This window comes from Petroclostridium xylanilyticum, assembly GCF_002252565.1.
GTDB lineage: Bacteria > Bacillota > Clostridia > SK-Y3 > SK-Y3 > Petroclostridium > Petroclostridium xylanilyticum.
The window spans coordinates 351,088-363,839 of sequence record NZ_NPML01000013.1 but is presented as its reverse complement, the minus strand read 5'-3'; the positions used below and the strand labels follow the sequence as shown (position 1 = coordinate 363,839).

Sequence of the window (12,752 nt, the reverse complement as noted above, 5' to 3'; positions counted from 1 at the left end):
AAATATATACTCTGCTTTGAATAAAATTTGTTTTATAGATGTAAGCAGGGTAGAAAAAAGCAGCACCAGGTATAGTGAATAATTTTTTAAAAAAGCTTTTAAATATTCGTCTATTTGTGTATAATGATGGATAAATAGTTAGTAGTTCGTGGGAGGATAGCTAATGGAGAAGTTACAAAGAAATGAGAGAATTGCAGCCTTGATTAAAATTCTAAGTGATCAGCCGAATCAACTGTTTACATTTAATTATTTTGTTGAAAACTTTAATTGTGCAAAATCTACACTAAGTGAAGATGTTGAGCTATTAAAAGGAATTGTGGAAAAATTTGAACTGGGTACAATCGAGACTGTTTCGGGAGCAGCTGGAGGAGTTAAATATATACCTGTACTTGGAAAAGAAAAAGTAAAAACGATTGTATCTAATTTGTGCAACAGTCTTTCGGATTCCAACCGGATTCTTTCGGGAGGGTTTCTGTATATGACAGATATTATTTACAATCCAACCGTTGTAGATAATATAGGTAAGATATTTGCAGGACAGTTTATAAACGATGATATTGATTATGTAGTAACAGTAGAAACAAAGGGAATTCCGATATCAATGATGACTGCAAGATATTTAAATGTGCCTTTAATTATTGTAAGAAGGGATAGTAAGGTAACTGAAGGATCATCGGTGAATATTAACTACGTATCTGCCTCCAGCCGGAGAATTCAGACCATGTCCCTGTCACGAAGGGCAATCAAAAAAAATTCAAAAGTTTTATTCGTTGACGATTTTATGAAAGGCGGAGGGACAGCACGGGGGATTATTGAACTTATGAAAGAGTTTGAGTCGACAGTAGAAGGCATCGCAGTTTTAATTTCAACAAAAGAACCCTCAAAAAAATTTATCAATGAATATTTTTCTTTAATGATATTAAATGACGTTGATGAACAACAAAATATCATAGACTTAAAACCGGGTATAAAATTAGATTAAATTGCGAATGATAAATTATGAATTGAGAATATTAAAAAGAGCATTAGGATTTACGACATGCAGCTAACCTAGTTACTTCGCAGGAGGTGGAGAGCACATCATGGAAATAACTGATATTCGTATAAGAAAAATCAATGCAGAAGGTAAAATGAAAGCAGTTGTATCTGTAACCTTTGATAATGCTTTTGTAGTACATGATATTAAAGTTATCGAAAGTCAGGATAAGATGTTTATTGCAATGCCCAGCCGAAAAACACCCGATGGTGAATTCAAGGATATTGCACATCCAATTAATGCTGAGATGCGTGAAATGCTTCAAAATGCCATATTGGAGAAGTTTGAAACAACTGTAATCCAGGAAAATGAGCTTACACAGGATGAGGGAATTTTATAAGATTTACTGATTCTGAAGAAAAGACACTGTATGGTGTCTTTTTTTGTATGGAATATTATAGTAAAACTTCAGGAATATCAGTTATTGGAAGAATACTCTTTAAATAAATTTTGTATACAATATTTTATTTAAAGGGTTGAAAAAAAATTAAAAAAGTGAGAGAATAGTAACGGTAAAAATTTAACGAGGATGGTGTTTTTGTTTGGAAGACTTGTCCGCAATTATTTTAGCTGCTGGTGAAGGCAAGCGAATGAAGTCAAAAATGTCCAAGGTACTCCATAAAATATGTGGCAAAGCACTTGTGGAATGGGTATATGGTTCTGTTCAAAATGCAGGTATTCAGGACTGTATAGTGGTAGTAGGACATAAAGCCGAAGAAGTAATGGAATATATGGGGGATAAAGTACGATTTGCTTTACAGAAGGAACAGTTAGGTACCGGACACGCGGTAATGCAGGCTCAACCCATGCTGGAGAATAAACAAGGGTATGTAATTGTATTATATGGAGATACTCCACTAATAAAAGGAGAAACAATAAAAAAAGCACTTGATTATCATATCCAAAACGGTAACGCTGCTACTATTATTACTACTGAACTTGAAGATGCTACAGGTTATGGGAGAATTATAAGGGACGCTCAAGGTAATGTTGTAAAGATAATAGAGCATAGAGATGCGAATGAACAGGAAAGAGCAATCAAAGAAGTTAATCCAGGGGTATATTGTTTTACAATAAAGCATTTATTGGACGCTCTAGGCAAAATAAATAATAACAATTCACAAGGTGAATATTATCTTACAGACACTATTGAAATTCTCATCAATGAAAAATTCAAAGTTGGAGCACTAAAAATTGATGATTCCAACGAATTATCAGGTATCAATAACCGTATACAGCTTTCTCAGGCTGAAAAGGTAATGCAACAGAGAATTTTGTCAAAACACATGGAGAATGGTGTAACCATTATTGACCCTTCTAATACGTACATTCAGGCAGATGTAGAAATAGAAATGGATACCATTATTTATCCCGGCTGCATCATAGAGGGAAATACCAGGATTGGTGAAGGTTGTACCATAGGGCCTAATAGCCGGATTATAAGCTCTACTATTGAGAAAAATGTAGAAGTACAAAATTCAGTTGTCATAGAAAGTCATGTAAGTGAAGACACTCATGTAGGCCCTTTTGCCTATATAAGACCGGAAAGCAGAATTGGACGAAATGTAAAAATTGGTGACTTTGTTGAGATTAAAAAGTCGGTAATTGGTGATAACACAAAAGTTTCTCATCTTACTTACATAGGGGATGCTGAAGTGGGAAAAAATGTGAATATGGGGTGCGGTACGGTAACAGTGAACTATGATGGACAGAGGAAGCATAAGACCGTGATAGGAGATAATACCTTTGTTGGTTGCAATGTAAATCTTGTTGCTCCGGTTACTGTTAATAAGAATGCATACATAGCAGCCGGCTCTACGATTACAGATGAAGTGCCCGAAGGATCACTGGCCATTGCAAGAGAACGCCAGGTAGTCAAAGAAGGCTGGGTGGAAAAGAGGGGGAGAGTACACAAATGATAACACATGGAAAAAACATTAAAATATTTACTGCCAATGCAAATCCTAAGCTGGCAAAAGCAATAGCAGAAATCATTGGAATTCCTGTAGGAAATTCCGAAGTTGGAACTTTCAGTGATGGAGAGATATTTGTTAACATTGGAGAAACAGTAAGAGGTTCTGATGTTTTTGTGGTTCAATCCACAAGCTACCCTGTTAATGATCATTTAATGGAATTGCTTATAATGATTGATGCATTTAAAAGAGCTTCAGCAGGAAGAATTACTGCGGTTATTCCTTATTTCGGTTATGCAAGGCAGGACCGTAAAGCAAAAGCAAGAGACCCTATCTCTGCGAAACTGGTAGCAGACCTTATAGCAACAGCAGGAGCAGACAGAGTGCTGACAATGGACCTTCATGCTCCGCAGATACAGGGTTTCTTTAATATTCCGGTAGATCATTTGCTGGGAGTACCGATATTAGGCCAATACTATACAAATAAATTCCAAGATAGTAAAGATGATGTAGTAGTCGTTTCACCTGACCTGGGAAGCGTAACAAGGGCGAGAAATTTTGCTGCCCGTCTTGATGCTCCACTGGCAATTATTGATAAAAGAAGACCGAAGGCAAATGTAGCGGAGGTAATGAATGTTATAGGCGATATTATTGACAAGAAGGTAATTCTTGTCGATGACATGATTGATACTGCCGGTACCATTACGCACGGTGCGAAAGCATTAATGGAGCGAGGGGCCAAAGAAGTATATGCTTGCTGCACACACGGTGTACTTTCCGGTCCGGCGATAGAGAGAATTGCTCAGTCACCAATAAAAGAGCTGGTAACACTGGATACAATTCCACTATCACCGGAGAAAACCATTGACAAAATTAAAGTGCTATCAGTCGCACCAATATTTGCAGAAGCAATTGAAAGGATTTACGAAGACTTACCGGTGAGCACGCTGTTTGTGTAATATGAAAATAGTGGGGAGTGGACAGTGGGGAGTAAAACCGAACCACAAAAATGGAAATATGCAGCAACCTATCAGGTCAGGTATTCATGCCTGGCCTTTTGGTCGTATGATTCAATGATAACATAGAAAGGTTGATTAAAGCTATGTATCTCATCGTTGGCCTGGGCAACCCGGGCAGTAAATATGCAGGAACCAGACATAATGTTGGCTTTGAAGTAATAGACTATTTAGCAGCTTTATACAATATTGCAGTTACAAAGGTAAAACATAAAGCATTAATTGGTGAAGGAATGATACAAGGAAAAAAAGTGGTACTTGCAAAGCCGCAGACATATATGAATCTCAGTGGCGAGAGCATCAGGGAAATGAAAGAATGGTATAAAATTAATAATGATAACATAATTGTAATATATGATGACATCAGTCTCGAACCGGGGAAATTAAGAATTAGAGCCAAGGGCAGTGCAGGAGGACACAATGGAATTAAATCTATTATATACCAGCTGAACTCAGATGTTTTTCCAAGAATCAAAATCGGTGTAGGACAGCCTTCACACCCGGACTATGATCTTGCAGACTTTGTATTAGGCCGATTTAGTGAAAAAGAGCAGGAGATTATGATAAATTCCCTGAAAAAAGCTGCTGATGCTGTGCCGGTCATTATCCAGGCAGGAGTAAATGAAGCAATGAACAGGTTTAATGGAGGATAAAATGAAAGGTTTTACTGATTTTCTTTTAGAACTGGAAGAATATAATACATTACTTGCCGGGATAAAAGAAGGAATAAGTCCTATCAATATTATCGGCGCTTCCGATTCTCAGAAAACCCACCTGATGTATTCAGTGTGTGAACATACTAAAAGGCCGTGCCTGATTGTTACTTATAATGATCTGCAGGCTAAAAAACTTTATGAAGATATGAGTTTCTTTATAGGGGATAAAGTAAAGTTGTTTCCAAGTAAAGAATTGATACTTTACGATATTGAAGCTCATAGTACCGAGATACTCCAGAAGCGGATTGAAGTATTGGATGCGTTATGCAGAGATGGTGAAAAGACAGTTGTAATAGCATCAATAGAGGCGCTGCAGCAATATACTATTCCTCATGAGGTTTACATAAAACATAGAATGACTTTAAGAGTCGGCATGATCTATGACCAGCATGAAATAATTGAAAATTTTACAGCTATGGGCTATGAACGTGTCGATATGGTGGAAGGCAGAGGACAGTTCAGCGTAAGAGGAGGAATTGTTGATTTTTATCCTCTTATTTCCAACTGCGCCTACAGGATAGAATTTTTTGACGATGAGATAGATTCTATCCGGGAATTTGACGTACTAACACAATTATCCATAGATAAGGTAGATGAAGTAAGCGTACCTATGGCAAGAGAAGTAGTGTTTCATAAGGATGATATAGATAACATTGCTGATAAAATGGGCACAATGTTAAAAAAACTTGAAAATAAATTAGCTGTTAGTAAGAACAAGGAAGTTATCAACCTGGCTATCCAGCACCTGGGCGAGGATGTGGAAAAAATCCGGCAGCAGCACTATTTTGCTTCCATAGACAAATATCTACCTATTATATACACAGGACAGCCAACTCTCTTACAATATTTAAGCAATAATGCACTCATTTTTATTGACGAACCGTCAAGGGTAAGGCAAAGAGCAGAGACAGTTGAGTTGGAATTTAATGAAACAGTTAAATCGATGATGGAAAAAGGGTTATTACTGGAAGAAACGAGTAAATTGCTTATTGATTATGCTGACTTGATAAAGCAATTTACTGCCAGGGTACTTATAGGGATCAGCGCGCTTTCCCATTCAAGCCCTGATTATAAACCTAAGCGTATCGTGAATATGGTAACCAAAACACTACATTCCTTTCATGGGAAGATTGAATTCCTATATGACGATTTAAAGGTATGGAAAGAGAAAAAATATAGGATTGTAGTGCTATCCGGTACCAAAAACCGGGGAGAGAAACTTGTTGAAACACTAAATGATATGAAACTGAACAGCATATATGTTCACGAATTAAACGAAGTGATTCCCAGAGGACAAATCGTAGTAACCCATGGAAGTTTAAATAAAGGCTTCGAATATCCTTTGATAAATTTCGTCCTTGTAAGCGATAAAGAGATATTCGGACAAGAGAGAAAGATAAATAAGGCAAAACTTAGAAAGTCAGCTAATAGGATTAAGGCATTTACAGATTTAAGCATAGGGGATTATGTCGTCCACCAAAATCACGGCATAGGCCAGTATATTGGAATAGAGAAATTGGTGGTGGAAGGAGCATCGAAAGACTATTTAAAAATAAAGTACCAGGGGGATGACTTTTTATATGTTCCCACAAACCAGCTGGACCTCATTCAAAAATATATAGGGGCGGACGGGAAGATACCCCGTCTGCATAAACTGGGAGGTACTGATTGGGCAAAAACAAAAAGCAAGGTTAGAAAATCTGTCCAGGAACTTGCCAGGGGTCTGCTGGAACTTTATGCTGCCCGGCAGGCTCTAAAAGGGTATGCATTTTCACCCGATACTGCGTGGCAGCGCCAGTTTGAAGATACCTTTCCTTATGAAGAAACAGCCGACCAGCTGCGGTGCATAGAGGAAGTCAAGAAGGATATGGAGAAACCCATGCCGATGGACCGGCTGTTGTGCGGCGATGTAGGATACGGTAAAACTGAAGTGGCTATCAGGGCGGCTTTTAAAGCGGCTATGGATGGGAAACAGGTTGCCTACCTGGTGCCTACAACCGTACTTGCGCAACAGCATTACAGCAACTTTGTACAGCGAATGAAGGATTTTCCCGTGAAAGTTGAAATGTTAAGCCGGTTTAGGAGTGCGGCAGAACAGAAAAATATAGTGAAGCAGCTAAAAACAGGAGAAATCGATATTATTATTGGTACCCACAGGATCCTCCAGAAGGATTTGCAGTTTAAAGACCTGGGACTTGTAATTATAGACGAAGAGCAAAGGTTTGGTGTTGCGCATAAGGAGAAGCTGAAAAATATTAAAAAAGATGTGGATGTGCTGACACTAACCGCTACCCCAATACCCAGGACACTGCACATGTCCATGATAGGAATAAGGGATATGAGCGTTATTGAAGAACCACCGGAAGACAGATACCCTGTCCAGACATATGTGTTAGAATACAATTATGCGTTAATTCAGGATGCCATTATTAGAGAAATCAATAGGGGAGGACAGGTATATTACTTATATAACAGGGTTAAAGAAATATATAAGGTAGCACAGGAAATTCAGCAGATGGTACCGGAGGCAAGAGTAACGGTAGCCCATGGACAGATGAATGAAGATGAGCTGGAAGAGGCTATGCTCAAGGTTTTAAATGGAGAGGCGGATGTTTTGGTCTGCACCACTATTATTGAAACAGGTCTGGATATTCCGAATATGAATACCATTATTATTGAAGATGCTGATAGGATGGGATTATCACAGCTCTATCAGTTGAGAGGAAGAGTAGGGCGGTCTAACAGGCTTGCCTATGCGTATCTTACCTATAGAAAGGATAAAGTGCTGCAGGAAGCCGCTGAGAAGAGATTACAGGCGATAAAGGAGTTTACAGAATTCGGCTCAGGATTTAAAATAGCAATGCGTGACCTGGAAATCAGGGGTGCCGGTAATCTTCTTGGACCGGAGCAGCATGGACATATGGAAGCAGTAGGATATGACATGTACTGCAAGCTGTTGGAAGAGGTAGTAAAGGAATTAAAAGGAGAGCCTGTGGAAGAAATGGTTGAAACTGCTGTTGATATTAATGTGGATGCATATATACCGGAGAGTTATATTAAAAATCACAGCCAGCGGGTGGAGATTTATAAAAAAATTGCATCCATACAGGATTTACAGGATTCCTATGATGTTGAAGAAGAAATGGAGGACCGCTATGGTGATTTGCCTGTCCCGGCAGCCAATCTTATAAAGATAGCCCTGATAAAAAGTCTTGCCAATGAATTAAAGATCTCAACAGTCAGTCAGAAAGGTGCGAATATATTCATACAATTTCACAATGATAAAAGTATTAATATGAAGGCAGTTGTTGAGGTGGTGAATCAGTTTAAAGGGCAAATATTATTTACAGCCAGTGATAAACCTTATTTAACCTATAAAATAGCAAGTATGGAAAATACTAAACTATTGGATAATATTAAGATTATATTACAACAGCTGAAAGAATTGCAGACAAGCTAAATTTCAAGTATAATTATAATAGGAAAAAACATGTTAAGATAAATTTAATGTTAGGAGTTGTTCTACTTGAAAATTAAGGCGTTATCACTGGTTTTATGCATGAGTCTTGTTTTTGGTTTTATTTTTTCGGGATGCAGTGATGTAGATATAAATAAAGAAGTTGCAACTGTAAACGGTGAAAAGATTACAGTCAGGGAATACAACTTCTTTCTGTGGACTGTGAAAGAAAGAATGGAGCTGGAAGCATATAAGGAAAATGTAGAAAATTTCTGGGATACAGAAATAGAAGGTAAAAAGGCGGTTGATGTAGCAAAAGAAAAAGCACTGGAGGCAGCCGTAAAAAACAAAATTGAATTACAAAAGGCAAAAGAGTTGGGGTTAAGCTTAACCGAAAGTGAATTAAAAGAGATTACGGAGCAGAAAAAAGCCTATGTGAATAGCTGGGGTGGAAAGGAAAATTACCAAAAGTTGTTGAAAGAGAAGGGATTATCCGATAAAAGCTTTACCGAGATTCTTGAAAAATTAAAGATATCTGAAAAGCTTTATAAGAAGGTTACAAGTGAAGGTACAGAATATAACATTTCTGAACAAGAAATGAAAGACTACTATGAAAAAAATAAAGAACAATTGAAAGTATCAAAAGTAAGAGCAAAACATATTCTTTTAAGTATCGTTGATGAAAATAAAAAACCGCTTCCTCAGGAAAAACAGGATGAAGCTAAGAAAAAAGCAGAAGAAGTTTATGCAAAGGTAAAAGCAGGCGAGGATTTTGACAAACTGATGAAAGAATATTCCCAGGACCCCGGGCTTAAGGATTATCCTGAAGGATACACCTTTAGTAAAGATGAACCTTATGCTGAGGAGTTTAAAAATGCAGCTTTTTCTCTTGAAAAAGGAGGAATAAGCGATATTGTTAAGACGGACTTTGGGTATCACATTATAAAAGTTGAAGATAAGTTTGATGAATATTATTCTTTCGATCAGGTAAAAGAAGGAATTAAGCAGTATATCATCGGACAGAAATATAATGATGCAGTTAAGAAATGGAAAGATGCAGCGAATATCGTGACAAATGAAGCAGTTTTAAAGCAGATAAAAGTAAAAACAGATAAATAATAGTAAAAATAGCCGAAATAGAATTTCGGCTATTTTTTTTTGGCATAATTACGCCAATGAATGCAGAGAGTGCAAAAACATGTATAAAACACCAATAAATTAATAATACTAAAAATGTAATTAACATTTACAATTATTACAAATTGAAAAGAGGAGGTAATATACATGAAAGCGACCGGAATAGTAAGACGTATAGATGACCTTGGAAGAGTTGTAATCCCTAAAGAAATAAGAAGGACAATGAGAATAAGAGAAGGAGACCCTTTAGAAATATTTACTGATAAGGAAGGAGAAGTAATACTCAAAAAATATTCTCCAATAGGGGAATTAAGTGACTTTGCCTCCCAATATGCAGAAACTCTTGCAAAAACGAGCGGACATGCTATCTGCATAACAGATAAGGACTCAGTAATAGCTGTTTCAGGAGCTCCTAAAAAGGATTTCTTTGAAAAAAGGGTGAGCGGAGATTTAGAAAAGGTAATGCAGGAGAAAACCACCTTCATGATGAAGCCTGGAGAAGAAAAAAAGATTTCAGTGGTTGAAGGTGGGGATAATAAATATTCTGTAGGAGTAGTAGCGCCCATCATATCTGAAGGTGACACCATCGGTTCAGTTGTATTTTTAACTGCTGATCCCAATGTGCATATGGGTGAAGTGGAAAGCAAACTTGCCCAATCCGCAGCCGGATTCCTTGGAAAACAATTAGAACAGTAACTAAAGATTAAAAATATGAGCTTTATCATATAAAAACAGATGGCATAAGCGTTGCTGTCTGTTTTTTTCACATTTGCATCTTTCTTTTGTTAGAAATGATTGGTATAATATATCAAGTCGGGTGAATAAATTAATATAAAAATTGTATTTTCATTATTTTATGTGCTTTTATATAAAATCTTTAATGCTATTTATATAATACGAGAGGGCGGGAGAACATTGGGTAAAACTCATAGGCAGACATTTTTACAGGGGGCTTTAATATTAGTAGCTGCAAATGCATTAGTAAAGATTATTGGCGCTTTATTTAAAGTTCCTTTGACCTATCTGATACATCGGGATGGAATGGGCATATTTAACACTGCATATACAATGTATACATGGATGTTTGTAATTGCAACTGCAGGATTGCCTATTGCTGTATCTAAAATGGTTTCAGAAAGTGTCGCGCGCGGCAATCGGCAGGAAGCACATAAGGTCTTTCATGTAGCATTTTATCTTTTGAGCGTAATTGGAATTGCAGGAACGGCAGTGTTATTCTTTGGAGCAAAGTTTTTTGCCGACGCTTTGGGGAATTCCCGTGCTTATCTTGCGATAATGGCTGTATCTCCAGCACTTTTATTTGTGGCGTTAATGTCCGCTTACAGAGGATATTTTCAGGGGCTTCAGAATATGATACCGACAGCTGTTTCTGAGGTAATTGAAGCACTGGGGAAATTGGTTATAGGATATTTGCTGGCCTATTTATGGTTATCCCGAGGGGTAGAATATGCCTCTGCAGGAGCTGTTTTGGGGGTTTCAACCGGTGCTTTTTTAGGAGCTGTAGGTCTTTATATTATTTATCAAATATCACATGAAAAATTACTTAATCGAGTAGATACTGCAAAAAGTAGTAATATAAAAATTAGATCTACAAGGCAAATTCTTTCTGAACTTGTCCGAATTGCCGTGCCTATCACAATTGGCGCTTCAGTATTTAGTTTGACAAACGTTATAGATATGGCAATGATTATGAATCGGTTGAAATCCATAGGTTTTTCGGAGATTGAGGCGAGTAGTTTATATGGTTCCCATTCCGGTTATGCGGTTCCGATGTTTAACCTTCCACCTACAATCATTGTCGCCTTAAGTATAAGCATTGTACCTGCTATAGCGAGTGCCCTTGCAGTAAATAATATTAAATTGGCTAAAAAGACAACCGAATCGGCATTAAGAATAACACTGCTTTTTGCATTGCCTTCTGCAATAGGCTTATCCTTACTTGCAGAACCTATTTTACAGCTTGTTTATAAAGACACCGGAGCAACAACTTTATTAAATATATTAGGGATAGCAGTGGTATTTGTTTCTTTAGTTTTAGTTACCAATGCAATATTGCAGGCTACCGGAAGAGTCATGATTCCGGTAAGAAACATGCTTATAGGTGGAAGCGTCAAGGTTATTACAAACTACATTTTAGTAGGTATTCCCGAAATTAATATAAATGGAGCACCAATAGGGACAAATATATGTTATTTTGTTATAATTGTGTTAAACTTGGCAGCAGTAAGAAAAGCCACAAACGCTGAGTATAAATTCATTGATTTTATACTAAAGCCAATTATAGCAGTTGCATCAATGGGTATAGCAGTGATTTTTACATATAATAAATCAATGCTAATCACTCAAAGCAATACTATATCTACGCTTGGAGCAATCGCAGCAGGAGCGCTTATCTACGGATTAATGCTTATTGCTATCGGTGGTATCAAGAAAGATGATATTGAAATGATGCCAAAGGGCGAAAAAATATTAAAGTTATTTAATAAATTTGGACTATTAAAATAAAATTTTTAACTATTAATTTATCATGCGTTCATGGTTCACGGTTTACAGAAAATTCAGAAAATGCACCCTTTTAGCTTCTTGTAACCGTGACCTGTGAACCGTGAACTGATTATTGGAGGTGTACATATGACAAAAAAGCAATACACATTTGAAGAACTGCTAGATATCATGGAACTGTTGCGCAGCGAGAAGGGATGTCCCTGGGATAGGGAACAGACTCATGAGAGTTTAAAGAAATACCTGATAGAAGAAACTTATGAGGCATTGGAAGCTCTTGATTCGGGGGATAGGCATAAATTTGCAGATGAGCTGGGAGATTTACTGCTGCAGATTGTATTTCATGCTCAAATTGGCAAAGAAGAAGGGACTTTTGACATAAATGACGTTATATCACTAATATGCCAGAAGATGATTGACAGGCATACCCATGTTTTTGGACAAGCCAAGGCGGACACAGCTGATGAGGTATTGGGCAATTGGGAAGAGATAAAAAAGAAAGAAAAAGGCCTTCAGAACCATACCCAGGTGCTGAGGGATGTATCGTCATACCTTCCTGCATTAATGAGAAGTTATAAGGTGCAGCAGAAAGCCGCAAAAGTTGGCTTTGATTGGGATGATGTAACCGGGGCCGTAGAAAAGGTAAAAGAAGAGATAAATGAGCTGGAGCAGGTATATAAGACCGAAAATATGGGAAAAATTGAAGAAGAAATAGGAGATCTTCTTTTTGCAGTTGTAAATGTTGCCCGGTTCCTAAAAGTTCATCCCGAGTTGGCACTTACTGCGACAATTGAAAAGTTCATAAGCAGGTTTGAATACATAGAACAAAATTGCAGTAGGTTCGACAAAAAATTGGAAGAAATGACATTAGAAGAGATGGATTTCTTGTGGAATGAGGCAAAAACACATATTTTTCAAAAAAAAGATAAAAACTATGACTAAAAAAGAAGGATTTTT

10 protein-coding genes are annotated in these 12,752 nt (G+C 37.2%); all 10 read left to right on the top strand.

Features of this window, described 5'->3' with window-relative positions; genetic code table 11:
* Window positions 1–163 precede the first annotated feature (163 nt).
* On the top strand, window positions 164–982 hold the full coding sequence (gene purR / locus CIB29_RS09485) for a pur operon repressor (RefSeq protein WP_094549051.1): 819 nt from the start codon (window positions 164–166) through the stop codon (window positions 980–982).
* A 100-nt stretch (window positions 983–1,082) separates the two neighbouring features.
* A complete protein-coding gene (gene spoVG, locus CIB29_RS09480) occupies window positions 1,083–1,376 on the top strand; it encodes a septation regulator SpoVG (protein WP_094549049.1) in 294 nt (97 codons plus the stop codon).
* Between the two features lie 211 nt (window positions 1,377–1,587).
* Window positions 1,588–2,955, top strand: a complete 1,368-nt coding sequence (glmU, locus tag CIB29_RS09475) for a bifunctional UDP-N-acetylglucosamine diphosphorylase/glucosamine-1-phosphate N-acetyltransferase GlmU (RefSeq protein WP_479724521.1) — start codon at window positions 1,588–1,590, stop codon at window positions 2,953–2,955.
* A complete protein-coding gene (locus CIB29_RS09470; protein WP_094549045.1) occupies window positions 2,952–3,908 on the top strand; it encodes a ribose-phosphate diphosphokinase in 957 nt (318 codons plus the stop codon). Before glmU ends, CIB29_RS09470 begins: the two co-directional genes overlap by 4 nt.
* A 143-nt stretch (window positions 3,909–4,051) precedes the next feature.
* Window positions 4,052–4,618 (top strand): aminoacyl-tRNA hydrolase, encoded by a 567-nt coding sequence (pth, locus tag CIB29_RS09465; RefSeq protein ID WP_094549043.1) that lies wholly within the window; start codon window positions 4,052–4,054, stop codon window positions 4,616–4,618.
* 1 nt (window position 4,619) lies between these two features.
* Complete coding sequence (gene mfd, locus CIB29_RS09460; protein ID WP_094549041.1) at window positions 4,620–8,141, top strand: transcription-repair coupling factor; 3,522 nt, start codon at window positions 4,620–4,622, stop codon at window positions 8,139–8,141.
* 66 nt (window positions 8,142–8,207) lie between these two features.
* Window positions 8,208–9,257, top strand: a complete 1,050-nt coding sequence (locus tag CIB29_RS09455; RefSeq protein WP_094549039.1) for a peptidylprolyl isomerase — start codon at window positions 8,208–8,210, stop codon at window positions 9,255–9,257.
* Window positions 9,258–9,422: 165 nt separating this feature from the next.
* On the top strand, window positions 9,423–9,971 hold the full coding sequence (gene spoVT / locus CIB29_RS09450; protein WP_094549038.1) for a stage V sporulation protein T: 549 nt from the start codon (window positions 9,423–9,425) through the stop codon (window positions 9,969–9,971).
* 219 nt (window positions 9,972–10,190) lie between these two features.
* A complete protein-coding gene (locus CIB29_RS09445; RefSeq protein WP_157910266.1) occupies window positions 10,191–11,798 on the top strand; it encodes a putative polysaccharide biosynthesis protein in 1,608 nt (535 codons plus the stop codon).
* 126 nt (window positions 11,799–11,924) lie between these two features.
* Window positions 11,925–12,737 (top strand): nucleoside triphosphate pyrophosphohydrolase, encoded by an 813-nt coding sequence (mazG, locus tag CIB29_RS09440; RefSeq protein ID WP_094549034.1) that lies wholly within the window; start codon window positions 11,925–11,927, stop codon window positions 12,735–12,737.
* Window positions 12,738–12,752: the final 15 nt, after the last annotated feature.

Excerpts from the sequence above, each read along its gene's own strand:
- purR (WP_094549051.1), top strand. The coding sequence starts at position 164 with ATGGAGAAGTTACAAAGAAATGAGAGAATTGCAGCCTTGATTAAAATT.
- spoVG (WP_094549049.1), top strand. The coding sequence starts at position 1,083 with ATGGAAATAACTGATATTCGTATAAGAAAAATCAATGCAGAAGGTAAA.
- CIB29_RS09470 (WP_094549045.1), top strand. The coding sequence starts at position 2,952 with ATGATAACACATGGAAAAAACATTAAAATATTTACTGCCAATGCAAAT.
- pth (WP_094549043.1), top strand. The coding sequence starts at position 4,052 with ATGTATCTCATCGTTGGCCTGGGCAACCCGGGCAGTAAATATGCAGGA.
- mfd (WP_094549041.1), top strand. The coding sequence starts at position 4,620 with ATGAAAGGTTTTACTGATTTTCTTTTAGAACTGGAAGAATATAATACA.
- spoVT (WP_094549038.1), top strand. The coding sequence starts at position 9,423 with ATGAAAGCGACCGGAATAGTAAGACGTATAGATGACCTTGGAAGAGTT.
- mazG (WP_094549034.1), top strand. The coding sequence starts at position 11,925 with ATGACAAAAAAGCAATACACATTTGAAGAACTGCTAGATATCATGGAA.